We start from the raw sequence: 24,838 nt of genomic DNA, 5'->3' as shown, positions 1-24,838 counted from the left end.
AGATCATCGCCTTTGGCAGCTTTTTTTGTCGAAGCTTTTTTCGGTGTCTTCGTTTCAGCTGCAGCTGTCTCCTTAGTGGCTTCATCGGTAGCGGCTGTTTCTGTAGAAGCAGCTGCCTTTTTCTTACCACCACGACGACGGGTTGCTTTCTTCTCAACCTTAGCTTCACCCTTAGCGTATACTTCGTTGTAATCCACTAACTCAATAAGTGCTACCTCGGCATTATCTCCAGGACGATTAGCTAACTTGATTATACGTGTATATCCACCAGGACGATTGGCTACTTTTTCAGAAATTTCACGGAACAAGATGGTAACCGCTTCTTTATCCTTTACATAGCTAAATACAGTACGACGCGAGTGCGTAGTATCATTTTTTGATTTGGTAATTAACGGCTCAACATATGTACGCAATGCTTTTGCTTTCGCCAATGTTGTCGTGATACGCTTATGTTTGATAAGCGAAACAGCCATGTTAGACAATAAGGCCTTACGATGGCTATCTGTGCGGCCTAAGTGATTGATTTTTTTTCCGTGTCTCATTTTGTTTTGTTTTGTGCATACCGTCTCCGAAATGCATCAATAAAATAATGATGCTGGAGGGAATTATGCAACAGGTCGCTAAATTATGATTATAAAATTATTCCTCGTCTAACTTATACTTTGATAAATTCATACCAAAAGATAAGCCTTTTGATTTAACAAGTTCCTGAATTTCTGTGAGCGATTTTTTACCGAAGTTTCTGAACTTCAACATATCTGCCACATCATAAGAAACGAGTTCTGCCAAGCTACGAATGTCTGCAGCCTTCAAACAGTTTAATGCGCGTACTGAAAGATCTAGATCTACCAATTCGGTCTTCAAGATTTTACGCATGTGTAAAATCTCCTCATCAACTTCTTTTGTCTCCTCTTTCGTTTGAGATTCCAACAGGATGTTCTCATCGGAGAATAACATGAAATGGTGAATTAAGATTTTCGCAGCTTCTTTCAATGCATCTTCCGGATGAATGGATCCATCAGTAGAAATGTCCAACAAAAGTTTCTCGTAATCGGTCTTTTGCTCCACACGAAAGTTCTCAATAGTGTATTTCACGTTCTTAATGGGCGTGTAGATAGAGTCGATCGCGATCACTCCCACGACTGCATCGGCAACTTTATTCTCTTCAGCATTGATATAACCACGGCCTTTGCTTACAGTTAGCTCAACTTCTAACGTTACCGAGCTTTCCATATTGCAAACAACCAAATCCGGGTTGAGTACTGTAAAATTGCTAGAATGATTGGTAATATCACCAGCTTTAAACTGATCCTGTCCGTTGATGATTACAAAAATCTTCTCCGAGTCGCCAGATTCACCTGTCTTTTTGAAACGCACTTGTTTCAAATTCAAGATAATCTCCGTAACATCTTCAACCACTCCAGTGATAGTTGAAAATTCATGAGAAACACCAGAAAAACGAACAGAAGTAATTGCATAACCTTCTAACGAAGACAACAATATACGGCGTAGAGCATTACCTATGGTTACACCGAAACCTGGTTCTAACGGCCGGAATTCAAACGTACCGTCAAACTCCGTGGATTTTTGCATGATAACTTTATCCGGTTTCTGAAATGCTAAGATTGCCATTTATTTCTAATTAATTGTTTGATTGAAATGATTGCTGTGTAACAGGTAAACAACCAATATAACATAGTGTTTACCTGTTTGTATAGTAATAAACTATTTAGAATACAATTCGACGATTAATTGCTCCTTGATATTTTCAGGAATTTCATCGCGGTTTGGAAAATTCAAGAACTTACCTGTAAGTCCGTTTGCATCCCATTCTAGCCAACTATATTTATTTAGTTTTCTACCTGCAACAGATGTCGTAATAGCCTCCAAAGACTTAGAACGCTCTCTCACGGCGATAATATCACCTGGGCGAACACTATAAGAAGGAATATTGACTATATTTCCGTTAACAGTAATATGCTTGTGTCCTACTAATTGACGGGCTCCGGAACGAGTTGGGGCAATACCTAAGCGATAAACGGTATTATCCAAACGAGCCTCTAAAAATTTGAGCAAATTCTCACCTGTAATACCTTCCTTAGCAGAGGCTTTATCAAATAAGTTAGCGAATTGACGCTCCAATACACCATATGTATATTTTGCTTTTTGCTTCTCATGCAACTGAATCGCATATTCAGATTGCTTTCCACGACGCTTAGACGCACCGTGCATTCCCGGGGGATAATTCTTACGCTCTAATGCTTTATCAGGTCCAAAAATTGGCTCTCTGAATTTCCGGGCGATTTTGGACTTTGGTCCTGTATATCTTGCCATTATATTTCTCTTTAAAGTATCTTCTAACCCGCGGTTAGAGAATCTTAGCTTTAAACTTAATTAATTAAACTCGTCTCCTTTTAGGTGGACGACAACCATTATGCGGAAGTGGAGTGATATCTCTGATTGCTGTCACTTCAATGCCTTGTGTCTGTAAGGTACGAATAGCAGACTCACGTCCAGCTCCAGGTCCTTTTACAAACACTTCAACCTTACGCAATCCCAAATCATGAGCAACCTTACCACAGTCATTCGCTGCTTGCGATGCTGCATATGGGGTGTTCTTCTTAGAACCCTTAAAACCCATCTTACCGGCAGAAGACCAAGCAATGGTCTGACCCTGATTATTAGTTAACGTTACAATGATATTGTTAAAGGTTGCATTGATATGAGCCTGACCAACAGGTTCAATCACCACAATACGCTTCTTGGTTACTTTTTTACTTTTAGCCATTGTATTGTATCAATTATTATTTAGTAGCTTTTTTCTTGTTAGCAACGGTCTTACGTTTCCCTTTACGGGTACGCGAATTGTTCTTTGTACGCTGCCCACGGAGTGGTAAGCCTTTACGATGACGCAAACCACGGTAACAACCGATATCCATTAAGCGCTTAATGTTTAATTGCACCTCAGAACGTAATGCCCCTTCAACTTTTACTTTATCGTTGATGATATTACGAATGGTAGTCAACTGATCATCGGTCCATTCCTGTACCTTCACGTCTTCGTCGATTCCAGCTTCCGCTAAAATACTTTTTGCTGTCGAAAGACCGATACCAAAGATGTAAGTAAGTCCGATTACTCCTCTTTTGTTTCTTGGTAAATCTATACCTGCTATCCTTGCCATATTAATTATTACGGTTAAGAGTTAAAGGTTTGTGGGTATGGATAGCCAAGTATGCGACCTCAAGCTATGCTAACCTTCTCCTTTTACCTCCAATTTACTATCCCTGACGTTGCTTGAACTTAGGATTCTTTTTGTTAATTACAAACACTTTCCCTTTACGGCGAATGATTTTACAATCAGCGCTACGTTTTTTGATAGATGCTCTAACTTTCATCTCTTATAATTTTCGTTGTTTCTTTTTTTTATGCTGACACCCCGTCATTAAAATTAATCAACACGAAGAGCTATTTCACCTTTAACAGATATCGCCACCACTACTTGTTTTGTTATCGTTAACTACCTAGCAAGTACGCGGTAACTAAGTAAATGACTTATTTATATCTATAGGTTATTCTCCCCTTCGTTAAATCGTATGGAGACATTTCCAACTTAACCCTATCTCCGGGTAATATCTTGATATAATGCATACGCATTTTTCCAGAGATATGCGCTATTATTTCATGTCCATTTTCTAATTCTACACGAAACATCGCGTTTGATAATGCTTCTTTAATGACGCCGTCTTGTTCAATAGAGGCTTGTTTAGCCATATGTTATTGATTATTATATATTTATAAACCTTGCACAAACAGGGATGCAAAGTTAAAAATAAAATTGCTGATTATCAACCTTTTTTATTTAAAACTTCCTCAACATAGGAAAACGTGGTTAAAATATCCGGTTTCCCCTTATTTATAGCCACTGTGTGCTCAAAATGTGCAGAGGGTTTAGCATCGATTGTGCTAACCGTCCAACCATCATCCCAGAACTTAACTCCCGCTTTACCTAAATTTACCATGGGTTCTATGGCTACAACCATCCCGCGTTCCAGTTTACTACCTTTCCCACGCTGTCCGTAGTTTGGAACTTCAGGTTTCTCATGAAGCTTTACCCCCACACCATGCCCTACCAACTCTTTAACTATACCATAGCCGTACTGCTGTATGTAAGACTGTATAGCGTACGATATATCTCCTACTCGCTTTCCAACAACAGCTTGTTCCACACCTATACGTAAACTCTCCTTAGTTACTGTTAGCAGGCTCTCGACCTCCTCACTTATTTGCCCTACAGCAAAAGTATATGCAGAATCACTGATATATCCTGCTAATACCACTCCCCCGTCTACACTGATAATATCACCATCCTTCAACGTATAATCGCTTGGGAAACCATGCACGATCTGGTCGTTTACCGAAATACACAGCGAATAAGGAAATCCATTATAGTTTAAAAAAGCGGGAGTTCCGCCATTATCATGGATGAAATCAAATGCTAATTTATCCAATCGAATAGTTTTTACTCCCGGTTTTATTTCTTTTGCAATTTCGGCCAATGTACGAGAAAGCACATCAGCACTCTTGCGTATTAACTCTATCTCTTCTTCAGACTTATAAATTACTTTCGACATTATGCACTATTACGCTATTATATAGTAGGATCAGCTACGCCACTGGATACAGCGGTTCCGCGCCCTTTCACACGGCCTGTTTTCATTAATCCATCGTAATGACGCATTAACAAATGGCTTTCGATCTGCTGTAAAGTATCTAATACAACACCTACTAATATTAATAATGAAGTACCACCATAGAAGTGAGCAAACTGACTGTTCACTCCAAGCAAACTTGCTATTGCTGGAAGGATAGCAATGATTGCCAGAAATATCGAGCCCGGCAAGGTGATCTTCGAGATAACGCCGTCAATATAACCGCTGGTTGCCACACCAGGTTTTACACCTGGTATAAAGCCGCCATTCTTTTTCATATCATCAGCCATTTGCTGTGGGTTTACCATGATGGCTGTATAGAAAAACGTAAAAGCAATAATCAAAAAAGCGAAGGTTACGTTATAAGCTACCGACGTAAAATTGCTCAAAGATGTCAAGAATGACGATTGAAGGTTTGGAAAGAACTGCGCCATTGTGGTGGGCACAAACATAATTGCTTGGGCAAAAATAATAGGCATCACCCCGGCAGAATTTACCTTTAACGGGATATACTGACGAACTCCCCCATACTGCTTATTCCCAACAATCTTCTTTGCATATTGCACGGGAATCTTACGTACCCCTTGAACGATGAGAATGGTAAAGACTACCACGAAGAACAATGCCGCAATCTCCACAATGAAAGGAATTAACCCTCCATGACCATCCATACGAGAAGCCCACTCACTTAATAAACCACTAGGCAATTGTGCGATAATCCCGACCATAATAATCAACGAAATACCATTTCCTATTCCTTTGTCAGTTATTTTCTCTCCCAGCCACATAACAAACATTGTACCTGCAGTTAGAATGAAAGTAGACAAGATCGTAAAGAACGGTTCATCCATTGTTTTAGCTTCAGGGCTAATCTGAGACCTAACATAGGCTACAGCTTGAACAAGTGTGATGGCTAAGGTGAGATAGCGGGTAATTTGCGTCATCTTTTTACGCCCACTTTCTCCTTCTTTTTGTAGTTTCTGGAAGTATGGCACGGCAATCCCTAGAAGCTGAACCACGATAGACGCAGAGATATATGGCATTACCCCTAAAGCAAAAATTGCCGAACGGGAAAAAGACCCTCCAGCAAACATGTTAAGCAATCCTAATATACCATCTTTCGCTTCCTGATCCAACGAACTCGGGTCTACGCCTGGCAACACTATATGAGAACCTACACGGTAAATTAAAAGAAATAGAAGCGTATTTAAAATACGCGTTCTTAAATCTTCAATTTTCCAAATATTGGTTAAGGTTGTGATTAGCTTCTTCATTTAATTAAAGTTTTACGATCGATCCGCCTGCAGCTTCTATATTTTTTTGTGCAGTAGCAGAGAATGCATGTGCTTTAACTTCTAGTTTGGTTTTTATTTCCCCGCGTCCAAGTATTTTTATTAAATCTTTTCTGGACACCAATCCATGCTCTTTTAACGTATCAAAATCAACAACTGTTAAGTTATACTTTTCCGCCAAACTTTGCAATACGTCCAAATTGATACCTACATATTCTACACGATTTGGATTTTTAAACCCGACTTTAGGCACACGTCTTTGAAGTGGCATTTGTCCGCCTTCGAAACCTATTTTAGTGCTATGTCCGGAACGAGAGCCAGCGCCTTTATGCCCACGGGTAGAAGTACCACCACGACCGGAGCCTGTACCGCGACCGATACGTTTTCTACTTTTTACAGAACCTGCTGCAGGTTTTAGATTAGATAAGTTCATGATATGATAAACTTGTGTTGTGTTCCCCTTCGCTTTCACTAATCAGGGAGAACGATTAAACTTCTTCCATCATCTTTATTAGCCACTGCGCTAAATATCATTTCCCATAAGGCGTCGTAATAGTAGGGCAGCAGCTCTTAAAGACAATATGAATTACAAACTCTCTATAGCTACTAAATGGTTAACTTTTCTAACCATACCGATAATTGCCGGTGTAGCTTCAACTTCTACAGACTTATTGATTTTTGTTAAACCTAATGCCTGCATTGTTTTCTTCTGGCGCTCGCTTCTGTCGATAACGCTCTTAATCTGAGTGATTTTTATTTTCGCCATAATGCTTATCCATTAAATACTTTGTTCAAATCTACACCACGGTGCTGAGCCACTGTATAAGCGTCGCGCATTTTGGTCAGCGCATCGATTGTAGCTTTTACAACATTGTGTGGGTTAGAAGAACCTGTAGATTTTGCCAATACATCTGTTACCCCTGCGCTTTCCAATACCGCACGCATAGCACCACCTGCTAATACACCAGTACCGTGAACCGCTGGTTTAATCAGTACAGATCCACCAGAATATTTACCTAACTGTGCGTGAGGCACAGTACCTTTAATAATGGGAACTTTAACTAAATTCTTTTTAGCATCATCAACACCTTTGGCAATGGCTTCCGTAACTTCCTTGGCTTTTCCTAAACCGTAACCGACAACTCCGTTTTCATCACCTACCACTACGATGGCTGAGAAACTGAAGGTACGACCACCTTTGGTAACCTTGGCAACACGTTGAATGCTAACCAAACGATCCTTTAATTCAATTTCGCTTGATTTTACTCTTTTAATACTATTTACTGACATCTCTCTGTTTTAATTAAAAGTCTAAACCGCCTTCACGTGCACCATCTGCCAACGATTTCACACGCCCGTGGTACAAATAACCGTTACGGTCAAAAACTACTTGGTTAATTCCTGCTGCTTTCGCTTTTTCGGCAAGTAACTTGCCTACTGCTTTAGACTGTTCAACCTTAGTGCCATCGGCGCTAAAGTCTTTTGACGAAGAGGATGCAGAAACTAGGGTTTTACCAGCAACATCATCGATAACCTGTGCATAGATGCCTTTATTGCTTCTATATACAGAAAGACGAGGACGCTCTGCAGAACCGGTCAAACGTTTTCTGATCCCTTTTTTGATTCGCTCTCTGCGAGATAATTTACTTCCTGCCATGATGATTATTTTTTAGCTGATTTACCTGCTTTTCTTCTTAATACTTCACCAGCAAATTTGATACCTTTTCCTTTGTAAGGTTCTGGTGCACGTAATGAACGGATTTTCGCCGCTACCTGACCAATCAATTGCTTATCGATCGACTCTAACGTAATCGTAGGATTCTTACCCTTTTCCGAAGTAGTTGTAACTTTTACTTCCTTAGGTAATACCATTACGATGTGGTGAGAATATCCTAAAACTAAATCCAACGTGCTTCCCTGATGGCTTGCACGGTATCCTACCCCAACTAATTCTTGAGTAGTTTTATATCCTTCGGTAACACCAACAACCATATTATTAATCAAGGCACGATATAATCCATGCAATGACTTATGGTTCTTGTTATCGGTAGGACGCTTAACAACGATATTACCGTCTTCTTGAACTACGGTAATGGCCGAATCTACATTTTGTGTTAATTCCCCTTTTGGACCTTTTACAGTTACTAAGTTCTTGTCAGACACCGTAACGGTAACACCTGCAGGGATAGCGATAGGCGCTTTTCCAATTCTTGACATTGTGTGTTTTCCTCCTGATTAATAAACGTAACATAAAACCTCACCACCGACGTTCAGGTTTTTGGCCTCTTTATCTGTCATTACACCCTTCGATGTAGATAAGACGGCAATTCCCAATCCATTTAAAACCCGGGGCATAGTTTCAACACCTGCATACTTTCTTAAACCTGGTTTACTCACACGGGTCAATGTGCGAATAGCAGGAACTTTGGTTATTGGATGATATTTCAAAGCTATTTTGATTACGCCCTGAACATTGGAATCCTCAAACTTATAGTTCGTAATGTAACCCTTATCAAAAAGAACCTTTGTGATTTCCTTTTTAAGGTTTGATGCAGGAATTTCAACAACCCTGTGGTTGGCCTTAATGGCATTCCTTACTCGTGTAAGGTAATCTGCTATTGAATCTGTGTTCATTTGTTATAAATAGTGATAGTGGTTTCCTTTACCTCATAGTAGCAGACCTGCTATCTGTTAATATTTGTTATTAAGTAATAAATTTACGTAAACGCTCGTCAAAAGTCCGCTTACACTAAACTTATTAACTAATCACGTAAACGTAAAACTCAGTTAAACTACCAAGAAGCCTTCTTTATCCCTGGGATCTTACCCGCTAAAGCCATTTCACGGAAAGTTACACGAGAGATGCCAAACTGGCGCATGTAACCTTTAGGCCGTCCTGTAAGCTTACAACGGTTATGTAAACGTACTGGGGATGCATTTTTTGGTAATTTATCTAATGCTTCATAATCACCGGCTGCTTTTAATTCAGCACGCTTCTCAGCGTATTTTGCAACCAACTTGGCACGCTTTACTTCGCGTGCTTTAATTCCTTCTTTAGCCATTAGTTGTATTTTGATTTTTAAATGGTAAACCGAATTGTTTAAGCAATTCCAACGCTTCTACATCTGTTTGAGCGGTGGTTACAAAGGTAATATCCATACCCATAATTTTACTGATTTTATCAATATTTATTTCCGGGAAGATAATCTGCTCTGTAACGCCCATGGTGTAGTTGCCCCTACCGTCAAAACCCTTATCGTTGATTCCTTTAAAATCACGGATACGAGGTAACGCAACTGCTATTAAACGATCTAAGAACTCATACATCTTACTGTCACGCAAAGTAACATGTACACCTACGGGCATACCTTTACGCAACTTAAAGTTAGAAATATCTTTCTTAGATTTTGCCGCAACTGCCTGTTGTCCGGTAATCGTTGTCATTTCATTGATAGCTGTTTCGATCAACTTCTTGTCGGTAGTAGCACCACCAACTCCCTGATTAAGCGAAATTTTCACCAACTTAGGAACTTGCATTACACTCTTATACTGAAACTTTTCTTTCAGTGCAGTACGAATTTCTTCGTTATATTTACTTTTTAATCTTGGTACGTAAGTCATTACTTAATCTCCTCCCCTGATTTTTTTGCCACACGTACTAACTTACCTTCGCTGTTTTTCTGACGACCAACGCGGGTAACTTTACCCGATTTAGGGTCTATCAACGCTAAGTTAGAAATGTGAATTGGTGCTTCTTTTTTTATTATACCACCGTTAGGGTTGGCCGCATTAGGTTTAGTGTGTTTCGAAACTAAATTAGCGCCTTCAACAATTGCTCTATTTTTATCTACGATCACTTCTAAAACCTTACCTTGTGTTCCTTTCGAATCACCGGCAATCACCTGTACCAAATCGCCTTTACGGATTTTTAATTTAATCTGTCCCATTTTTATAAAACCTCCGGTGCTAATGATACAATTTTCATGAACTGCTTCTCACGCAATTCTCTGGCAACTGGGCCAAAGATACGTGTTCCACGAGGCTCATCTTGATTATTTAATAATACGGCCGCATTATCGTCAAAACGAATATAAGAACCATCTTTACGACGTACTTCTTTTTTTGTTCTAACTACTACAGCCTTAGATACTGTTCCTTTTTTGATATTTCCGGCAGGGATAGCACTTTTAACGGTTACAACAATTTTGTCTCCTAATGATGCATAGCGCTTACCGGTACCGCCTAACACACGGATCACTAAAACTTCTTTAGCTCCACTGTTATCGGCAACTGTCAGTCTTGATTCCTGTTGTACCATGTTACTTAGCCCTTTCTAAAATTTCAACTAATCTCCAATTTTTAGTTTTACTCAGCGGACGAGTTTCCATAATCAACACCGTATCGCCGATACCACAGGTGTTTGCTTCGTCATGAGCTTTGAATTTGGTAGTTTTCTTTACGAATTTACCATAAATAGGGTGTTTTACTTTACGCTCAACAGCCACTACAATGGACTTATCCATTTTGTTGCTTACTACCAAGCCGATTCTTGTTTTTCTTAAATTTCTTTCCATTTCGACTTAAAATTATTGTGCTTCAGCGGCTGCTTCCTGTGCTTGTTTTTTTTCTGCGTTTTTGCGTGCAGAAAGTTCTGTTTGCAAACGAGCAATTACTTTTCTGGCGGCATTGATCCGCAATGGATTTTCTATAGCAGAAACAGCATGAGCAAATTTCAACTTGTTGAGGCCTGCCTTCTCTTCAGCGATACGGGCTACTAAGTCCTCTTTTGATAGTTCTAAGATTTCTGAATTCTTCATTTTCTTATTTCAGTGTATTGTCTTTTATACCAAATGTTATAATTAAATATCATATCAAATGACGTGGGCCTGGTAACGGCAGGCCCACCAACAAATGGTGGGCTAGACGATTTATGCTTCTACGTAATCTCTACGTATTACAAACTTAGTTTGTACCGGCAATTTTTGTGCAGCTAAGCGTAAAGCTTCTTTGGCAACTTCCAAAGGAACGCCTTCTGCTTCAAATAACATGCGGCCTGGGCGAACTACAGCTACCCAGTACTCTGGTGCACCTTTACCTTTACCCATACGAACCTCAGCAGGCTTTTTAGTTACGGGCTTATCAGGAAAAATACGGATCCAAACTTGACCTTCACGTTTCATATAACGGGTAACCGCAATACGAGCCGCTTCAATCTGACGGCTGGTAATCCATGCCGGTTCTAATGATTTTATACCGAAAGATCCGAAAGCCAATTCAGCACCGCGTCCGGCATTACCCTTCATACGGCCCTTCTGCATCTTTCTGAACTTCGTTCTTTTTGGCTGTAACATTGTGTTTTAATATGATTAATCAAACGCTGCCAAAGGCAGCACTTTCATGATACCTAAATTAGTTTTTCCCTCTACCGGCGCCGCTGCGGTTACCGCCACGTCCACCTCTACGATCATTTCTTCCTCCTCTACGGTCGTTGCCTCCCCTATTACGATCACCGCCAAAGTTACCGGCTCCTTCGCCTCTACCTTTAACGTTACCCTGACCTACATTTGGAGATAAATCACGCTTACCGTAAACTTCGCCCTTACAAATCCATACTTTAACACCTATTTTACCATAGGTTGTGTGTGCTTCTGTTAAAGCATAGTCGATGTCAGCACGAAAAGTATGCAATGGAATTCGACCTTCTTTGTACTGTTCGGTACGCGCCATTTCAGCTCCTCCCAAACGACCGGAACACATAATTTTGATACCTTCCGCTCCCATACGCATAGTTGACGCAATGGTTGTTTTCATCGCACGACGAAATGATATACGAGCCTCTAATTGCTTCGCCACACCATCTGCGACTAATTGAGCGTCTAGCTCAGGACGTTTGATCTCAAAGATGTTAATCTGAACGTCTTTTTTGGTAAGCTTTTTAAGCTCTTCCTTGATTTTATCAACTTCCTGTCCGCCTTTACCGATAACAATACCCGGGCGCGCCGTATGAATCGTTACAGTAATGCGTTTCAATGTACGCTCGATAACAACTTTAGCTACGCCACCTTTAGCGATACGAACAGAAAGATACTTTCTGATTTTCTCATCTTCAACTAATTTATCGGAGTAGTTGTTGCCACCGAACCAGTTAGAATCCCAACCTTTGATGATTCCTAATCTGTTACCTATTGGATGTGCTTTTTGTCCCATTTCTCCTAATTAGTTTTGTGGTTCAGTAGTTTTGCTGTCAACAACAAGGGTTACATGGTTCGAACGCTTACGGATTCTATAACCACGGCCTTGCGGTGCAGGTCTTAATCTTTTTAATTGACGACCGCCTCCGACAGAAACTTCCTTTACATAAAGTTCACTGTCTTCAACGCGTTTATCTTCGTTGCTAGCTTCCCAGTTCTTAATCGCTGATAATAATAATTTTTCAACTCTACCGGCTGCCTCTTTATTTGTATACTTCAATATATACAATGCTTTCTCAACTTTTTCACCTCTGATAAGATCTACTACCAAACGCATTTTCCGTGGAGACGTTGGGCAGTTCAATAATTTGGCAGTAGAAGCGCCACCCTTCTGTGCCTGTTCTTTTTGCTCTCTTATCAGTACAGATTTTTTCTTCTTTACTTTATTTGTTGCTTCCATTGCCTATTATTTTTTCTTTTCAGCGTGACCTCTAAATGTTCTGGTTGGAGCAAACTCTCCTAATTTATGGCCAACCATATTCTCGGTTACATACACCGGAATAAATTTATTTCCGTTATGAACTGCGAAGGTATGACCAACAAAATCTGGAGAAATCATAGATCTACGCGACCAAGTTTTAACAACTGATTTCTTGTTGGTTTCATTCATAGAAAGAACTTTTCTCTCTAAGTTATGATCAATATAAGGACCTTTTTTTATTGAACGAGCCATTATTTTTTCCTTCTCTCAATGATGTAACGATTCGATGTTTTTTTCTTATAGCGGGTTTTGTAACCTTTCGCTAATACCCCTGTGCGTGAACGTGGATGACCTCCTGAAGCTCTGCCTTCACCACCACCCATTGGGTGATCAACCGGGTTCATAGCAACACCACGAACACGAGGACGACGGCCTAACCAACGCTTTCTACCCGCTTTTCCTAATACTTGATTAGCTTTTTCAGGATTGGAAACAGCTCCGATGGTAGCTACACAACTCGCCAAGATCATCCGTGTTTCACTTGAAGGCAATTTGATAATAGCATACTTTCCATCACGTGCCGATAGTTGCGCATAAGTTCCTGCACTACGGGCTATAGATCCCCCTTGTCCTGGATTTAATTCAATATTATGAATAATAGAACCTAAAGGGATATTTTTTAGCGGTAAGGTATTCCCTATCTCGGGTGCTACATTTTCGCCTGCTACAATGGTTTGTCCAACTTGCAATCCTTCCGGAGCAATAATGTAACGCTTCTCACCGTCGGCGTAATTTAACAACGCAATACGTGCGGTACGGTTAGGATCATACTCTATAGTAGCCACTTTAGCGGGGACATCCTTTTTATCGCGTTTAAAATCTATCAATCGGTATGATTTCTTATGTCCCCCACCGAGATAACGCATAGTCATTTTACCGGTATTATTTCTACCCCCAGATTTCTTGATCTTTACAACCAACGACTTTTCAGGAACGTTGGTGGTTACATCAGAATAGTCTGCTCCAACTCTGAAGCGAGTACCAGGAGTAACCGGTTTGAATCTTTTAACTGCCATTTTTAATTATATAGTACTGTAAAAGTCAATTGTTTCACCATCCTTTAACGTAATGATGGCCTTCTTATATTTAGGAGCACGGCCTGTGATATTACCTGCTTTAGTGTAACGGCTTTTGGTTTTTCCGCAAACAACCATGGTGTTTACAGCAGCAACGTTCACCCCGAACATCTGTTCAACAGCAGCTTTAATCTGCAATTTATTGGCTCTATGATCCACTTTAAAAGCATAGCGATTAGATTTTTCTGTTAAAATCGATGCTTTTTCTGTCAATACGGGTTTCTTTAAAATCTCCATGTTACTTAGCAAATGCCTCCTCCAATGTTTTAACAGTATCTGCAGTTAACAAAAGTTTGCTTGCATTCAATACGTCATATGTATTGATATCTGCAGCTGTAATCACTTTCGTCTTCTTCAAATTTCTGCTTGATAAATAAACATTCTTGTTCAACGCTGGTAAAACCAATAAGGTTTTTTCGTTAGCTACATTCAAGTCAGCAATAAGCTTTACATAGTTTTTAGTCTTGATCGAATCGAAATTCACATCATCTAAAATTAAAATGTTGTTTTCTTGCGCTTTGTAACTTAAAGCAGATTTACGAGCAACCGCTTTCAACTTTTTGTTTAACTTAAAGCTATAATCACGGGGCTGAGGACCGAAAATACGACCACCACCATTGAACAAAGGTGATTTAATACTGCCGGCACGAGCTCCACCAGTACCTTTTTGTTTGTGTAATTTGCGCGTCGAGCCTGCGATCTCATTACGTTGTTTAGATTTGTGTGTACCTTGACGTTGGTTGGCCAGATACTGTTTTACGTCTAAATAAATAGCGTGATCGTTAGGCGTTACACCGAATACCGCTTCAGGAAGTTGCACCTTGGCACCTGTTTCTTTACCTGAAATGTTTAAAACTTGTACTTCCATCTTCTTATTTATCTACGATTACGTAAGAACCCTTTGCTCCGGGAACCGAACCACTAACGACTAGCAGGTTCTGCTCTGGATACACTTTCAACACTTGTAAGTTTTGAACCTTAACGCGGTCGCCACCAGTGCGGCCGGCCATACGCATACCTTTGAATACGCGAGAAGGCCAAGATGAAGCACCTAATGAACCCGGTGCACGCATGCGGTTGTGCTGACCATGAGTTTGGCCACCTACACCAGCGAAACCGTGACGTTTCACAACGCCCTGGAAACCTTTACCTTTGGAAGTACCCACGACATCAATATAATCGCCTTCTGCGAAAATATCAACCGTCACTACATCTCCAAGGTTCTTCTCTTCAGGGAATACCTCAAATTCTACCAACTTACGCTTAGGCGTTGTTTTCGCTTTCGCGAAATGCCCTTTCAGTGATGCGGCTGTGTTCTTCTCTTTCTTTTCGTCGAAAGACAGCTGGATTGCTGCATAACCGTCATTCTCTTCCGTGCGTATCTGCGTTACCACGCACGGGCCAGCTTCAATTACCGTACAGGGAATATTCTTCCCGCCGGCATCGAAAATGCTGGTCATTCCTACTTTTTTTCCAATAATTCCTGACATTTTCTTTAATTTCTTTTATTGCCCATCGAAGCAGTAGGGCTTCGTTCAAGACATAGTAATCCCATAAAGGGACGGCAAAGATAGGAAACTTCCTTTAACTATCAAATACTTAGCGAATTATTTTTTTTAATGCTAGAGATGCATTTAACTCGCAACAGAAATCTTAAGGTATAGTAAGATATCACCTTTTATTCTTCGGCCGGTTGCCGTCGAGATTCTTTTTTCCCTCGAAACATTTCAACCACCGCAGGTAATACGGATAATAATATAATAGCAAATATTACATAAGTAAAGTTGTTCTTTATAACGGGTAAACCACCGAAATAGTATCCCAAAAACAAAAATGCAACAACCCAGATAATTCCTCCAATAACGTTATACGAGGCAAATCTGCTGTAACTCATTGTACCGATACCAGCAACAAAAGGAGCAAACGTACGTACAATCGGTATAAAGCGCGCGTAGATAATTGTTTTGCCTCCGTGTTTGATGTAAAACTGCTGTGTCTTTTCCAGGTATTCTTTCTTCAGCAATTTGTATTTTCCACTAAAGGCTTTTGGCCCTACATATTTACCTATATGGTAGTTTACCAGGTCTCCTAAAATAGCTGCGATAATGAGCAGTCCGCACATTACAAAAATCTGAAGATCCGTCTCCGGTTTTGCAATGATAGCGCCCGCGGCAAACAACAGAGAATCTCCAGGCAAGAAAGGCGTTACAACTAAACCGGTTTCTGCAAAAATAATCAGAAATAAAATCAGGTATGTCCACGTTTGATAATCATTCACAATTTCCACTAGATGTTTATCAATGTGTAAGATAAAGTCTATTACAGAGGTGATTATTTCCACAGATGTTATCAATTAAAAAAAGGGTAATTCATTCAATATATCCTTTAGCCGCTAGCTAAGGCTAATTAGGACTGTTGAGCATAACTGGCATAACCAGCATGAGAATATTCTCATTTTCCTCCTCAACAGACGGCAAAAGCAAACCCGCTCTATTCGGCGTGCTCATCTCCAACACCACTTCTTCACATTCCAAATTCCCTAACATTTCAATCAAAAATTTGGCATTAAAGCCTATTTCGGTATCTTCTCCTTCATACTGGCAGCTCAATCTTTCGTGCGCCTCATTAGAGAAATCTAAATCTTCTGAAGAGATATGCAATTCACTACCTGTAATTTTCAAACGAACCTGATGCGTTGTTTTGTTTGCGAAAATAACTACTCGACGTAATGAATTTAAAAGAAGTACCCGGTCAATCGTTAATTTATTAGGGTTCACTTGAGGTATTACTGCCTCATAATCGGGGTAACGCTCATCAATCAATCTACAGATTAAATGTATATTGCCAAATTTGAAGAAAGCGCTCGTATTATTATATTCAACGGCCACATCGACATCGTCAGAAGGAAGGGAGCTTTTAAGCAATGTTAATGCTTTTTTGGGAAGAATCATGGAGGCAACGTTTTCAGAACGAACATCCGACCTTCTATAGCGCACCAGTTTATGAGCGTCTGTTGCAACAAAGGTTGTATTCTGCGGTGTTAGCTGACAAAGCACTCCGGTCATTGCTGGCCGTAATTCATCATTACTCACCGCAAAAATTGTTTTATTAATCGCTTCAGCAAGCACTGATGCGGGAACACTTACCGAAGAAGGGTTTTCAACTACCGGAATCTTTGGAAAATCTTCAGCATTTTCTCCACTTAACTTATATTTACCATCCCCGGCGCTAATTTCAATGGCATAAGTTTGCATATCCACAGAAAAAGCAATCGGTTGGTCAGGTAACGTTTTCAAGGTTTCTATTAGGATTTTTGCAGGAATAGCTACTTTCCCCTCTTCTTTTGACTCCACTTGCAAAGACGTGATCATGCTGGTTTGCAAATCTGTGGCTGAAATAGTTAATCCATTGTCTTTAATTTCAAACAAAAAATTTTCTAAAATAGGCAATACCGTGCTACTGCTAGAAGCACCATTTACAGCCTGCAATTGTTTAAGTAAAGTTGAAGTAGAAACTATGAATCTCATGTCTGTCAAATATAAGCGCAATGATAATAAAAAGAATGGAGAAAGTTAAAAAAAGTTATGAGTTGTGAAGGCCGGGTGTATTCATTTTCACATACTCACTTGGCCTTACACCGATCAACTTCTGAAAAGTATTGCTAAAAGTTGGCAAACTATTGTATCCCACCTGCAGCGCCACCTCATTAACTGTTAATGATTTTTCCAGCAGATACTGTAAAGCCTTCAACATGCGCAATGCAGTTAGATATTGAATAAATGACATCCCCAAGTCTTTCTGAAATAATCTGGATAAGGAACGCGGACTGAAACCAAACAGACTAGCAATTTCATTAAAAAGAATATCCTTGCTTAAATTTTCCTCTAAGTAAGCTACCAATGCTTTCAACCGCTTATCTTTCGCCAGGGGAAGTTCGAGCGGAAGTGAAAAATTACTCACTTGCGGTAAGAGCATTTTTATCGCTTCTACTATGGTAAATGACGATTTATCAGAAGGTTCAATATGGCCATTCCATCGATTGGTAAATAACATCAGCTCTAATAGCAGGTCGTTTACCGGGTGTATACTGGTGTTAAAGTAAAACGCATCTTCCTCTGGATAGATGGGGAAATAGAGATTTCGCATAATTACCTGAGGAGAGCTAGGGTGAATGCTATGCTCAACACCAGGCGCAATCCACATATAATGTCTTGCCGGCAGGAAGTATGATTTCTCCATTGTTTTTACAAACACCACTCCTCCTTCTGTATACAAGAATTGTCCTTTCTTATGACTATGGCTTGGGATTAGTTTTTCTCCCATTTGATTGTGATAACAATATATAGTCTCCTGTTTTCTATCAACGTCTACAATGTAGTATTTTTCATTCATAACATCTAGTGTAAAAATACGGACACACGCGCTTCCGATTATCATGTAAAATCGTTGTTTGACAATTAAGAATAAAACTATGGCTATCAATAATAAACCCCTAGCGGTTAAATATAGTATAATTGCAGCATATAGAAATATTTATAGCTAACTTTATTAACCCTTACTAAACTCATCGACATGCATCTCGACAGAATTCAAGCGTCTGGCTTACATCATAAGGTAACAACAGTGGAAAAAGCCTTAGACTTTTTCCGCGACAACGATATTGTTGCCTCCAGTGGTTTCACAAAAGCGGGAGATAGCAAAATTATCCTCCCGGCACTAGCCAAGCGAAACCAAGTAAATCCCATACAAATTACACTTTTAACGGGAGCTTCACTAGGGCATGATACCGATGCAAAGTTAACAAATGCTGGTATTCTCAAAAGACGTATGCCTTTTCAGGTAGATAAAGTTCTTCGGGCTGCTATTAATAGTGGAGATGTTATCTTTGTCGACCAAAACTTGAGTGAAACCAGTGAGCTACTTACAGACCGCCAGCTTCCCGACATTGATATCGCAATTATCGAAGCCGCTTACATCACTGCAAACGGTGAAATTGTGCCTACAACATCTGTTGGAAATTCACCGATTTTTGCCCAAAGAGCAAAAAAGGTGATTGTAGAATTAAATACTGCGATAACCACTGATGTTTATGGCTTACATGACGTCTATATTCCCGCTCCATATCCCGAAAGGAAAGCCATTGACATCTATAATCCCAACGATAGGATCGGTTCTAAAACGATATCAATTGATCTCGAAAAAATTGTCGCCATCGTATTCAGTAATAAACAAGACAGTCCTGCTGATATTGCCATAATTGACACAAAAACAGCCGCTATAGCCAATCATCTTATTGCATTTTTCAACAATGAAGTCGCCCAGGGCAGATTAACCAAATCGCTCAGGCCTTTACAGGCGGGTATTGGAAAAGTAGCGAATGCCGTTTTAGCAGGTTTAGCACAATCGGATTTTGAAAACCTCACGATGTTTTCTGAAGTGCTGCAAGATAGCGCTTTCGACCTGATCGATAGCGGTAAATTAACCTTTGCTTCTGCAGCTTCTATCACGGTATCAACAACTTGTTACGACCGGGTTTTTAAACATCTCAAAAAATATAAGGATAAAATTGTTTTACGCCCACAGAGCATCAGCAATTCGGCAGAGGTAATCAGAAGGTTGGGCATTATTGGTATCAATACTGCCATCGAATTTGATATTTACGGCAATGTAAATTCTTCACACATCGGTGGCACGCATATGATGAATGGCATTGGAGGATCGGGCGATTTTGCGCGGAATGCCCACATGAGTATATTTGTAACACAGGCAGCTTCCAAAGAAAACCGTATTTCGCACGTCTTACCAATGGTATCGCATGTGGACCATAACGAACATAATGTAGATATCGTGGTTACCGATATCGGTTATGCTGATCTAAGGGGTTTAGCTCCTCGAGAACGAGCACCCCTCATCATTGAAAACTGCGTTCATCCTGATTATAAAGAAGAGTTGCGCGCTTATTTCGAAAGGGCGGTAAAAGAGGTAGGAGGACAAACACCACATCTGTTAGCTGAAGCTTTCAGCTGGCATACCCGTTTTAGGGAAACAGGTTCCATGAAACGGGAAAATTAATGTGCAAACTTGCGCTTCCGGAGATATTGTTGCATAATACCCAGGAGTATCAATAATAAAGGTGGGGCACCTAGGTTAACAAACTGCCAATAAAACTTCCGCTGTTTAAGCTGTGTTTTATCCAATAGTCGTAATTTGACCTCTTTTTCCCGGAGTGAAATGATCTGGCTATCATCATTTAGGTAATCAATAACATTGAGAAAAAATGTTTTGTTTCCGTACTGTTGCCGGGTAGCGCGGTCCCAACCTAGGTTGTAAGGCACATTTTCCTCTACGTTAATTTCATTCTTTAGTATATTTCCATCAGCCAAAACGACCATTTTATTTGCCAACACCTCTTTGTTGTTTGATTGGATTAAGGTACTTTCGAGTAGCCCAACGGGTATAGGGCGATTAGCAAAAATTGACGGGAAAATTCCCTCAAGAACTACCCCAACCACCCTTGGTTCTTCTCGAAATTCTTCGGGATGAGGTTCCTTGGAAACCATTTCCAGTGAAATAACTGTGGGGAGATGAACTTCTTTGCTAAAAGAAGAAGTGCTTAAAATGGTTTGCTTCTGAATTTCCGTAACGGAAAGCGTATCAATGGTTCCTACAAACGCTCCTTTTATAGCATCAATATTTTTTACAATAGGGTGTGCTGATTGAGGTATATATATCGGATGGTATACCCAAGGAACAAGCTGAAATTGACTTGCCCCACCAATATTGCCTACACTTAATGGGATTTGTGCACAATTCAAATCGACTACTAAATTATAGTTTAACCGAACGCCATATTTAAACAACATATCGTCAAGATTCAGCTTTCTACCAACTGCCACTTGCTCACCTGAAGTACGCAAGCTATCTAAGTCTGCTTGCGTTTGATTAATTGCCCACAGCACTTTTCCTCCATGCTGCACAAAATAGTCAAGTTTAAATTTATGCAACTCAGCGAATTCATATTGTGGTCGCGCAACCACGATAGTACTTATCTGCTCCAAAGTAGCCAAGCTTACGGAATCCAGGTTTAACCGCCCGACCTGATAACTACCGGCGAGGCTGTGCATGGCATCATATAGCTGCATATCATTCAATTCACCGTGACCCTCCGTAAATGCAATAATAGGCCTACCTCCTGATGTAAGTTTCTTAATCGCGTTGATAAACGTATATTCCAAATTTTGAAGCGAATTGTTCAACGCTTCTTCGGCATTTACAAACCGATTGTTTTGCAAGAGATAAATAGGCAATTCCTCATCTCCATATATTAAGACCGCTGCTGGGTAAATAACCTTTTGCATTAATCCTCCTTCGGTTTTTACACTTAGTTGAGTAGGTTCTATACCTCGGTTGATCAATGCTCTTGCAAAGTCTTCCCCATCTGCACTCCCTTCTTCCAAAGGGTTGATAAACGTATATTTCACGTGGCCACCCGCATAAATTTTCAAATCAACCATTAAATCTTTTGTTGCATCTCGTAAGCGTTTAAAGCCCACAGGAAGATCTCCGTCAAGAAAAACGGCAATCTGAAGCTCATCCGTTAGCGTCTGCAACACTTGCTTAGAAATAGGAGATAAAGTGTGTTTTTTTTCAGCAGTAAAATCAATTCTTAAGAAAAAAAAAGAAACCAAATAATTAAGTACGCCGGCAATAGCAATTACCCCTATCAATCGTCTACCAATAGTGTTCAGCGTCTGGCGATTGTCTGACATGCACCAGTAGGTTAATAATAAAAAAAATACGATATAGCTTAGAAAAAAAACAAAATCACGGAGATCCAGCACCCCCCTGCTTACCGATTGATAATGACTATTCATTCCTAAAAAAAGCCATACATCGGATAAACCTTCCACCATGAGGTCTGCTACAAAATCAAAGCCTATAAAAATTGAGAAAGAAAGAAAAGCACTGATTAAAAAGGCAACAATTACGTTGTTACTTAGCGCGGATATAAGTATACCGATAGCGGTAAAAACAGCACCTAGCAAAAATAGTCCTATATAGGATCCAATAACTGCTCCCGTATCAATATTTCCTTTAGGCGCTCCAAGTAAATAAATGCTTACGTAATAAATAAAAGTAGGAATAATAGCTAGGACAACAATTGTTAAGCTACTCAAATATTTTGCCACTATCAATTGACCAGTTGTAATTGGTTTTGTTATTAGCCATTCATAAGTTCCCTCACTTTTCTCTCCCGCAATGCTTTTCATAGTTATTGCGGGTATTAAAAACATAAAAATATAGGGCGCAAGTGCAAAGAAGCTCTCCAGTGATGCATAACCATGGTGAATGATGCTGGTTTCGGGGAAAACCCATAGAAAAAGTCCGGTAACAAGTAAAAATAAGCCGATGGTTATATATCCAACAAGGGAGTTAAAATAAGTAGAAATATCTTTTCTATAGACACTATACACGGAACTTGCCATTATTTAGGTAAAAACTAGCCGAAGGTATAAAAAAACGGACTAAAACAAAAAAGGTGTCTTCTGGTCAGAAGACACCTTTTTTGTTTTAGTAATCAACTACTATCTATTACCTTGTCCAGGAAGATAAATCTGGAAACCTAAGCTAACACCTAGTCCTGAAATAGAGTTAGATGAAGAGATATCTGCTTTTGAATACGTATACCCTAAAGCAGCTTCTAACGCTACACTTCTAGTGATAAAATGTGCGTAACCAGCTTTTATACCTGCTAGGAAAGCTACATCTGAAGTAGCTGTAGATCCACCAATACCCACTTCACCTTCACCAAAGAAACGCCCAGTTGACGAAGATCCCTCAGGAAAAAAATACCTTACGTGTGGTGCTAATTTATAATTCCAAATATTATCGGCTTCCTTTCTGGTGGCTAACCCTCCGCCCAAAGTTAAACCTATTGCAATACCATCAGAAACGAAATAACTTGCTCTAGGTTCAATATTGATATTAAATGTTTCTGAACTAAAGTTATATCCTAGAGAACCAATGCTACCACCTACCATCCAGTTTCCTCGCTGAATAGGTGCTAATCCTACGCTCTCTGATGTTTGCGGTCGATTAACGTCTACATTTTGCGCGTTAACAGCCAGAAAGCCACTTAATAAGAATACAGAAAATAAAAATAAACGTTTCATAGTTTTCAATTGTTAATTACCTAATTTTGTTAATTATACTAGATTAATTAACATAAAGCATGCCATAATGTTTATTCCTCATCAAAACTTCCTATAATCAACTTGTCAACTCACTAAAAATTGCCTCCAAACCTTTCCCATCAAACAATTCCGGCATTTTGTTCAGCGGAAATCCCGCAACTATTTCTCCTTTGTTTATCATCATTACCGATTCGCAAACCGCTTCTACTTCCTGCATGATATGTGTCGAAAAAATGACTAGTTTCTCCTTTCCAAGTTTTCGTATTAACTGCCGTATTCCCTGCAATTGGTTCGGATCGAGCCCTGAAGTAGGTTCATCGAGAATTAATATAGGAGGATTGTGAAGCAATGCCTGTGCAATACCTAAACGCTGCCTGTATCCTTTTGATAGCTGTTTTATCTTTTTTCTCTTTTCTTCCATAAACCCTACAGCCTCAAGTACGTCGTTTATCCTTTTTTTTACATCGTTGATTTGGTGTATATCCGCTAAAAACTGTAAATTCTCCACAACATACATATCAGCATATTGAGGGTTGTTTTCCGGAAGATAACCAATTAGTTTCTTCACCTCAAGGGTTTCCTTGCGAACGTCCATTCCGTTTACCCTAATCACCCCTTTATCTGGCCTCAAATAACCTGTAATCATTTTCATAATAGTTGATTTTCCTGCACCATTTGGGCCAAGAAAACCGACAACCTCATTGTTTCTCAGATCAAAAGAGATATCGTTCACCACACAGTCTTTTCCATATTTTTTGGTTACATGCGTTACGGTTAATGACATAATAAAGGTTTAACACTTTTTCACTTAGATTTCATTATTTCGGTAAAGTAAGCTGATGGTCTTTACGATATCTAGCAAGTTGGACACCCGCTTCATGATGCCTATCGGTGGAAATAATATCTGCTCCACGTGTTATCAGTTTATAATAGAGATCATCGCCACGCTGTTTTGCACGATTATCGAGGTTGCCCATAGTACCTATTATACACATAATGCCATGTTCATGCAATTGCTTATACAACAAGGTATCTGGTTCACTTACGCCTACAAAAGCCAACAGCCTATTGTCAGGAATACCATAATCATCGAGTCTTATTAAATCGTCAATTTTTTTTATACTCGCGGAGATCATCAAATCTGGCGCAATCTGGTAAACCTCCGAGGCCTGCGTTGCATTGTATGTAATAATCACCGAATATGCCGAAGCTTTATTCCGCTTTACCGCATCAACGACCAAGGCCAGGGGCACACTCCGCTTGACATCTAAAGTAAAAATCACTTTACCTCTTCCCCAATTAAGTACTTCATCCAAAGTAGGAATACTAAATGTTGTCTCTTTCCCTTCATTATCCTTCAGGTGAAGCTGCTTCAGCTCATTTAACGTATAGTCATGCACAAAGCCTTCGCCGGTAGTTGTTCTGTCCAATTTATCATCGTGCATCATTACCAGCACGGAATCTTTACTCAAGGCTATATCACACTCGATAATTAATGGTTGTTTGCTAGCGCTCCGCTCAAAGGTCTCAATAGCATTCTCAGGATAACCCGGTTCGGGTCCGCCCCTATGCGCACTCACCAATGGAACCCTCTGCTCGTGATACGTTAGAAAGCGATAAAGATCATCTGTAGATTTCAGTTTTATCTGCCACGACGTGTTATAACGATCACTGTTAGCAGTTGAAAAGGAGCACGCCCCGATTAATAAATATACATATATATTAAGGTAGAAAATGTTTTTCATTGAGGTAATTTACTTTTTAACAGCAATTAGACTCCTCCTGCTAGACCTTCAATAAGGGTTGCACTGAGGGCATAATAAAGACAATGTTA

At 39.8% G+C, this 24,838-nt stretch carries 36 protein-coding genes and 1 pseudogene; 1 reads left to right on the top strand and 36 read right to left on the bottom strand.

What is annotated here, in order from left to right:
* Positions 1-20: 20 nt before the first annotated feature.
* The 32 genes and pseudogenes from rplQ to H8S90_RS07965 all read right to left on the bottom strand — a co-directional run.
* Positions 21-542, bottom strand: a pseudogene (gene rplQ / locus H8S90_RS26160) (50S ribosomal protein L17); the annotation flags it as partial.
* Positions 543-639: 97 nt separating this feature from the next.
* Positions 640-1,632 (bottom strand): DNA-directed RNA polymerase subunit alpha, encoded by a 993-nt coding sequence (locus tag H8S90_RS08115; RefSeq protein WP_187342057.1) that lies wholly within the window; start codon positions 1,630-1,632, stop codon positions 640-642.
* A 93-nt stretch (positions 1,633-1,725) separates the two neighbouring features.
* Positions 1,726-2,334, bottom strand: coding sequence for a 30S ribosomal protein S4 (rpsD, locus tag H8S90_RS08110; RefSeq protein WP_187342056.1), 609 nt, complete (start codon positions 2,332-2,334; stop codon positions 1,726-1,728).
* A 64-nt stretch (positions 2,335-2,398) separates the two neighbouring features.
* Positions 2,399-2,788 carry a 30S ribosomal protein S11 gene (gene rpsK / locus H8S90_RS08105; RefSeq protein WP_187342055.1) on the bottom strand — a complete coding sequence of 130 codons (390 nt, stop codon included), beginning with the start codon at positions 2,786-2,788 and terminating at the stop codon, positions 2,399-2,401.
* 16 nt (positions 2,789-2,804) lie between these two features.
* Positions 2,805-3,182 carry a 30S ribosomal protein S13 gene (gene rpsM, locus H8S90_RS08100; RefSeq protein WP_187342054.1) on the bottom strand — a complete coding sequence of 126 codons (378 nt, stop codon included), beginning with the start codon at positions 3,180-3,182 and terminating at the stop codon, positions 2,805-2,807.
* Between the two features lie 97 nt (positions 3,183-3,279).
* Positions 3,280-3,396, bottom strand: coding sequence for a type B 50S ribosomal protein L36 (gene ykgO / locus H8S90_RS08095; protein ID WP_013665024.1), 117 nt, complete (start codon positions 3,394-3,396; stop codon positions 3,280-3,282).
* A 157-nt stretch (positions 3,397-3,553) separates the two neighbouring features.
* Positions 3,554-3,772: a translation initiation factor IF-1 gene (infA, locus tag H8S90_RS08090; RefSeq protein ID WP_013665023.1), complete on the bottom strand. Its 219-nt coding sequence runs from the start codon at positions 3,770-3,772 to the stop codon at positions 3,554-3,556.
* A gap of 74 nt (positions 3,773-3,846) precedes the next feature.
* Complete coding sequence (gene map, locus H8S90_RS08085; protein WP_187342053.1) at positions 3,847-4,632, bottom strand: type I methionyl aminopeptidase; 786 nt, start codon at positions 4,630-4,632, stop codon at positions 3,847-3,849.
* A 17-nt stretch (positions 4,633-4,649) separates the two neighbouring features.
* Complete coding sequence (gene secY, locus H8S90_RS08080) at positions 4,650-5,984, bottom strand: preprotein translocase subunit SecY (RefSeq protein ID WP_187342052.1); 1,335 nt, start codon at positions 5,982-5,984, stop codon at positions 4,650-4,652.
* Between the two features lie 4 nt (positions 5,985-5,988).
* Positions 5,989-6,435, bottom strand: a complete 447-nt coding sequence (gene rplO / locus H8S90_RS08075; RefSeq protein WP_187342051.1) for a 50S ribosomal protein L15 — start codon at positions 6,433-6,435, stop codon at positions 5,989-5,991.
* 153 nt (positions 6,436-6,588) lie between these two features.
* On the bottom strand, positions 6,589-6,768 hold the full coding sequence (gene rpmD, locus H8S90_RS08070) for a 50S ribosomal protein L30 (RefSeq protein ID WP_187342050.1): 180 nt from the start codon (positions 6,766-6,768) through the stop codon (positions 6,589-6,591).
* 5 nt (positions 6,769-6,773) lie between these two features.
* A complete protein-coding gene (gene rpsE / locus H8S90_RS08065; protein ID WP_187342049.1) occupies positions 6,774-7,292 on the bottom strand; it encodes a 30S ribosomal protein S5 in 519 nt (172 codons plus the stop codon).
* Positions 7,293-7,305: 13 nt separating this feature from the next.
* Positions 7,306-7,659, bottom strand: a complete 354-nt coding sequence (gene rplR / locus H8S90_RS08060; protein ID WP_187342048.1) for a 50S ribosomal protein L18 — start codon at positions 7,657-7,659, stop codon at positions 7,306-7,308.
* Positions 7,660-7,664: 5 nt separating this feature from the next.
* Positions 7,665-8,219, bottom strand: coding sequence for a 50S ribosomal protein L6 (gene rplF, locus H8S90_RS08055; RefSeq protein WP_187342047.1), 555 nt, complete (start codon positions 8,217-8,219; stop codon positions 7,665-7,667).
* A gap of 18 nt (positions 8,220-8,237) precedes the next feature.
* The gene (gene rpsH / locus H8S90_RS08050) at positions 8,238-8,636 is read right to left on the bottom strand and encodes a 30S ribosomal protein S8 (RefSeq protein WP_187342046.1); all 399 of its coding nucleotides are present in this window, start codon (positions 8,634-8,636) and stop codon (positions 8,238-8,240) included.
* Positions 8,637-8,794: 158 nt separating this feature from the next.
* Positions 8,795-9,064: a 30S ribosomal protein S14 gene (rpsN, locus tag H8S90_RS08045; RefSeq protein ID WP_187342045.1), complete on the bottom strand. Its 270-nt coding sequence runs from the start codon at positions 9,062-9,064 to the stop codon at positions 8,795-8,797.
* On the bottom strand, positions 9,057-9,623 hold the full coding sequence (gene rplE / locus H8S90_RS08040) for a 50S ribosomal protein L5 (RefSeq protein WP_187342044.1): 567 nt from the start codon (positions 9,621-9,623) through the stop codon (positions 9,057-9,059). Before rplE ends, rpsN begins: the two co-directional genes overlap by 8 nt.
* Positions 9,623-9,949: a 50S ribosomal protein L24 gene (gene rplX / locus H8S90_RS08035; protein WP_187342043.1), complete on the bottom strand. Its 327-nt coding sequence runs from the start codon at positions 9,947-9,949 to the stop codon at positions 9,623-9,625. The genes rplE and rplX overlap by 1 nt, the downstream gene beginning before the upstream one ends.
* A gap of 2 nt (positions 9,950-9,951) precedes the next feature.
* A complete protein-coding gene (gene rplN, locus H8S90_RS08030; RefSeq protein WP_187342042.1) occupies positions 9,952-10,320 on the bottom strand; it encodes a 50S ribosomal protein L14 in 369 nt (122 codons plus the stop codon).
* Between the two features lies 1 nt (position 10,321).
* Positions 10,322-10,576: a 30S ribosomal protein S17 gene (gene rpsQ / locus H8S90_RS08025; protein ID WP_187342041.1), complete on the bottom strand. Its 255-nt coding sequence runs from the start codon at positions 10,574-10,576 to the stop codon at positions 10,322-10,324.
* Between the two features lie 12 nt (positions 10,577-10,588).
* Positions 10,589-10,819, bottom strand: a complete 231-nt coding sequence (gene rpmC, locus H8S90_RS08020; protein WP_187342040.1) for a 50S ribosomal protein L29 — start codon at positions 10,817-10,819, stop codon at positions 10,589-10,591.
* Between the two features lie 111 nt (positions 10,820-10,930).
* The gene (gene rplP / locus H8S90_RS08015) at positions 10,931-11,353 is read right to left on the bottom strand and encodes a 50S ribosomal protein L16 (protein WP_013665007.1); all 423 of its coding nucleotides are present in this window, start codon (positions 11,351-11,353) and stop codon (positions 10,931-10,933) included.
* 58 nt (positions 11,354-11,411) lie between these two features.
* On the bottom strand, positions 11,412-12,209 hold the full coding sequence (gene rpsC, locus H8S90_RS08010) for a 30S ribosomal protein S3 (RefSeq protein ID WP_187342039.1): 798 nt from the start codon (positions 12,207-12,209) through the stop codon (positions 11,412-11,414).
* A gap of 9 nt (positions 12,210-12,218) precedes the next feature.
* The gene (rplV, locus tag H8S90_RS08005; RefSeq protein WP_187342038.1) at positions 12,219-12,653 is read right to left on the bottom strand and encodes a 50S ribosomal protein L22; all 435 of its coding nucleotides are present in this window, start codon (positions 12,651-12,653) and stop codon (positions 12,219-12,221) included.
* A gap of 6 nt (positions 12,654-12,659) precedes the next feature.
* Positions 12,660-12,926, bottom strand: coding sequence for a 30S ribosomal protein S19 (rpsS, locus tag H8S90_RS08000; RefSeq protein WP_013665004.1), 267 nt, complete (start codon positions 12,924-12,926; stop codon positions 12,660-12,662).
* Positions 12,926-13,750, bottom strand: a complete 825-nt coding sequence (gene rplB, locus H8S90_RS07995; protein WP_187342037.1) for a 50S ribosomal protein L2 — start codon at positions 13,748-13,750, stop codon at positions 12,926-12,928. The genes rpsS and rplB overlap by 1 nt, the downstream gene beginning before the upstream one ends.
* Positions 13,751-13,756: 6 nt before the next feature.
* Entirely contained in the window at positions 13,757-14,047 is a 291-nt protein-coding gene (rplW, locus tag H8S90_RS07990; RefSeq protein WP_187342036.1) for a 50S ribosomal protein L23, read from the bottom strand.
* 1 nt (position 14,048) lies between these two features.
* On the bottom strand, positions 14,049-14,678 hold the full coding sequence (gene rplD / locus H8S90_RS07985) for a 50S ribosomal protein L4 (RefSeq protein WP_187342035.1): 630 nt from the start codon (positions 14,676-14,678) through the stop codon (positions 14,049-14,051).
* A 4-nt stretch (positions 14,679-14,682) separates the two neighbouring features.
* A complete protein-coding gene (gene rplC, locus H8S90_RS07980; protein ID WP_187342034.1) occupies positions 14,683-15,300 on the bottom strand; it encodes a 50S ribosomal protein L3 in 618 nt (205 codons plus the stop codon).
* Positions 15,301-15,488: 188 nt separating this feature from the next.
* Complete coding sequence (locus tag H8S90_RS07975) at positions 15,489-16,151, bottom strand: DedA family protein (RefSeq protein WP_187342033.1); 663 nt, start codon at positions 16,149-16,151, stop codon at positions 15,489-15,491.
* A 61-nt stretch (positions 16,152-16,212) separates the two neighbouring features.
* Positions 16,213-17,337 (bottom strand): DNA polymerase III subunit beta, encoded by a 1,125-nt coding sequence (gene dnaN / locus H8S90_RS07970; protein ID WP_187342032.1) that lies wholly within the window; start codon positions 17,335-17,337, stop codon positions 16,213-16,215.
* A 55-nt stretch (positions 17,338-17,392) separates the two neighbouring features.
* Positions 17,393-18,202: an AraC family transcriptional regulator gene (locus H8S90_RS07965; RefSeq protein WP_187342031.1), complete on the bottom strand. Its 810-nt coding sequence runs from the start codon at positions 18,200-18,202 to the stop codon at positions 17,393-17,395.
* Between the two features lie 180 nt (positions 18,203-18,382).
* Between H8S90_RS07965 and H8S90_RS07960 the strand changes: the two genes are divergently transcribed.
* A complete protein-coding gene (locus tag H8S90_RS07960; protein WP_187342030.1) occupies positions 18,383-19,882 on the top strand; it encodes a succinate CoA transferase in 1,500 nt (499 codons plus the stop codon).
* Here the strand turns inward: H8S90_RS07960 and gldG are convergent.
* From gldG to H8S90_RS07940, 4 genes are all read right to left on the bottom strand, one after another.
* Positions 19,879-22,296, bottom strand: a complete 2,418-nt coding sequence (gene gldG, locus H8S90_RS07955) for a gliding motility-associated ABC transporter substrate-binding protein GldG (RefSeq protein WP_370525688.1) — start codon at positions 22,294-22,296, stop codon at positions 19,879-19,881. The two genes, H8S90_RS07960 and gldG, sit on opposite strands and share 4 nt — an antisense overlap.
* Before the next feature lie 99 nt (positions 22,297-22,395).
* Positions 22,396-22,983, bottom strand: a complete 588-nt coding sequence (locus tag H8S90_RS07950) for a hypothetical protein (RefSeq protein WP_187342029.1) — start codon at positions 22,981-22,983, stop codon at positions 22,396-22,398.
* Positions 22,984-23,080: 97 nt separating this feature from the next.
* Positions 23,081-23,788, bottom strand: coding sequence for an ABC transporter ATP-binding protein (locus tag H8S90_RS07945; protein WP_187342028.1), 708 nt, complete (start codon positions 23,786-23,788; stop codon positions 23,081-23,083).
* Between the two features lie 34 nt (positions 23,789-23,822).
* Positions 23,823-24,749 carry a glycerophosphodiester phosphodiesterase family protein gene (locus H8S90_RS07940; RefSeq protein WP_187342027.1) on the bottom strand — a complete coding sequence of 309 codons (927 nt, stop codon included), beginning with the start codon at positions 24,747-24,749 and terminating at the stop codon, positions 23,823-23,825.
* Positions 24,750-24,838 lie beyond the last annotated feature (89 nt).

The sequence above is a fragment of the Olivibacter sp. SDN3 genome (assembly GCF_014334135.1).
In the GTDB taxonomy this organism is placed as follows: domain Bacteria; phylum Bacteroidota; class Bacteroidia; order Sphingobacteriales; family Sphingobacteriaceae; genus Olivibacter.
The sequence above is the reverse complement of the archived record's forward strand: the minus strand, read 5'-3'. Positions and strand labels throughout refer to the sequence as shown.

Excerpts from the sequence above, each read along its gene's own strand:
- rplE (WP_187342044.1), bottom strand. The coding sequence starts at position 9,623 with ATGACTTACGTACCAAGATTAAAAAGTAAATATAACGAAGAAATTCGT.
- rplB (WP_187342037.1), bottom strand. The coding sequence starts at position 13,750 with ATGGCAGTTAAAAGATTCAAACCGGTTACTCCTGGTACTCGCTTCAGA.
- rplO (WP_187342051.1), bottom strand. The coding sequence starts at position 6,435 with ATGAACTTATCTAATCTAAAACCTGCAGCAGGTTCTGTAAAAAGTAGA.
- rplC (WP_187342034.1), bottom strand. The coding sequence starts at position 15,300 with ATGTCAGGAATTATTGGAAAAAAAGTAGGAATGACCAGCATTTTCGAT.
- H8S90_RS07960 (WP_187342030.1), top strand. The coding sequence starts at position 18,383 with ATGCATCTCGACAGAATTCAAGCGTCTGGCTTACATCATAAGGTAACA.
- rpsQ (WP_187342041.1), bottom strand. The coding sequence starts at position 10,576 with ATGGAAAGAAATTTAAGAAAAACAAGAATCGGCTTGGTAGTAAGCAAC.
- rplX (WP_187342043.1), bottom strand. The coding sequence starts at position 9,949 with ATGGGACAGATTAAATTAAAAATCCGTAAAGGCGATTTGGTACAGGTG.
- rplR (WP_187342048.1), bottom strand. The coding sequence starts at position 7,659 with ATGGCAGGAAGTAAATTATCTCGCAGAGAGCGAATCAAAAAAGGGATC.
- rpsS (WP_013665004.1), bottom strand. The coding sequence starts at position 12,926 with ATGGCTCGTTCAATAAAAAAAGGTCCTTATATTGATCATAACTTAGAG.
- rplW (WP_187342036.1), bottom strand. The coding sequence starts at position 14,047 with ATGGAGATTTTAAAGAAACCCGTATTGACAGAAAAAGCATCGATTTTA.
- rpmD (WP_187342050.1), bottom strand. The coding sequence starts at position 6,768 with ATGGCGAAAATAAAAATCACTCAGATTAAGAGCGTTATCGACAGAAGC.
- rpsK (WP_187342055.1), bottom strand. The coding sequence starts at position 2,788 with ATGGCTAAAAGTAAAAAAGTAACCAAGAAGCGTATTGTGGTGATTGAA.
- rplD (WP_187342035.1), bottom strand. The coding sequence starts at position 14,678 with ATGGAAGTACAAGTTTTAAACATTTCAGGTAAAGAAACAGGTGCCAAG.
- rpsD (WP_187342056.1), bottom strand. The coding sequence starts at position 2,334 with ATGGCAAGATATACAGGACCAAAGTCCAAAATCGCCCGGAAATTCAGA.
- ykgO (WP_013665024.1), bottom strand. The coding sequence starts at position 3,396 with ATGAAAGTTAGAGCATCTATCAAAAAACGTAGCGCTGATTGTAAAATC.
- H8S90_RS07965 (WP_187342031.1), bottom strand. The coding sequence starts at position 18,202 with ATGAATGAAAAATACTACATTGTAGACGTTGATAGAAAACAGGAGACT.
- rpsM (WP_187342054.1), bottom strand. The coding sequence starts at position 3,182 with ATGGCAAGGATAGCAGGTATAGATTTACCAAGAAACAAAAGAGGAGTA.
- secY (WP_187342052.1), bottom strand. The coding sequence starts at position 5,984 with ATGAAGAAGCTAATCACAACCTTAACCAATATTTGGAAAATTGAAGAT.
- rpsC (WP_187342039.1), bottom strand. The coding sequence starts at position 12,209 with ATGGGACAAAAAGCACATCCAATAGGTAACAGATTAGGAATCATCAAA.
- H8S90_RS08115 (WP_187342057.1), bottom strand. The coding sequence starts at position 1,632 with ATGGCAATCTTAGCATTTCAGAAACCGGATAAAGTTATCATGCAAAAA.
- rplN (WP_187342042.1), bottom strand. The coding sequence starts at position 10,320 with ATGGTACAACAGGAATCAAGACTGACAGTTGCCGATAACAGTGGAGCT.
- map (WP_187342053.1), bottom strand. The coding sequence starts at position 4,632 with ATGTCGAAAGTAATTTATAAGTCTGAAGAAGAGATAGAGTTAATACGC.
- dnaN (WP_187342032.1), bottom strand. The coding sequence starts at position 17,337 with ATGAGATTCATAGTTTCTACTTCAACTTTACTTAAACAATTGCAGGCT.
- H8S90_RS07945 (WP_187342028.1), bottom strand. The coding sequence starts at position 23,788 with ATGTCATTAACCGTAACGCATGTAACCAAAAAATATGGAAAAGACTGT.
- rplV (WP_187342038.1), bottom strand. The coding sequence starts at position 12,653 with ATGGAAGCAACAAATAAAGTAAAGAAGAAAAAATCTGTACTGATAAGA.
- H8S90_RS07950 (WP_187342029.1), bottom strand. The coding sequence starts at position 22,983 with ATGAAACGTTTATTTTTATTTTCTGTATTCTTATTAAGTGGCTTTCTG.
- rpsH (WP_187342046.1), bottom strand. The coding sequence starts at position 8,636 with ATGAACACAGATTCAATAGCAGATTACCTTACACGAGTAAGGAATGCC.
- rplF (WP_187342047.1), bottom strand. The coding sequence starts at position 8,219 with ATGTCAAGAATTGGAAAAGCGCCTATCGCTATCCCTGCAGGTGTTACC.
- H8S90_RS07940 (WP_187342027.1), bottom strand. The coding sequence starts at position 24,749 with ATGAAAAACATTTTCTACCTTAATATATATGTATATTTATTAATCGGG.
- gldG (WP_370525688.1), bottom strand. The coding sequence starts at position 22,296 with ATGGCAAGTTCCGTGTATAGTGTCTATAGAAAAGATATTTCTACTTAT.
- infA (WP_013665023.1), bottom strand. The coding sequence starts at position 3,772 with ATGGCTAAACAAGCCTCTATTGAACAAGACGGCGTCATTAAAGAAGCA.
- rpsE (WP_187342049.1), bottom strand. The coding sequence starts at position 7,292 with ATGTCAGTAAATAGTATTAAAAGAGTAAAATCAAGCGAAATTGAATTA.
- rplP (WP_013665007.1), bottom strand. The coding sequence starts at position 11,353 with ATGTTACAGCCAAAAAGAACGAAGTTCAGAAAGATGCAGAAGGGCCGT.
- rpsN (WP_187342045.1), bottom strand. The coding sequence starts at position 9,064 with ATGGCTAAAGAAGGAATTAAAGCACGCGAAGTAAAGCGTGCCAAGTTG.
- rpmC (WP_187342040.1), bottom strand. The coding sequence starts at position 10,819 with ATGAAGAATTCAGAAATCTTAGAACTATCAAAAGAGGACTTAGTAGCC.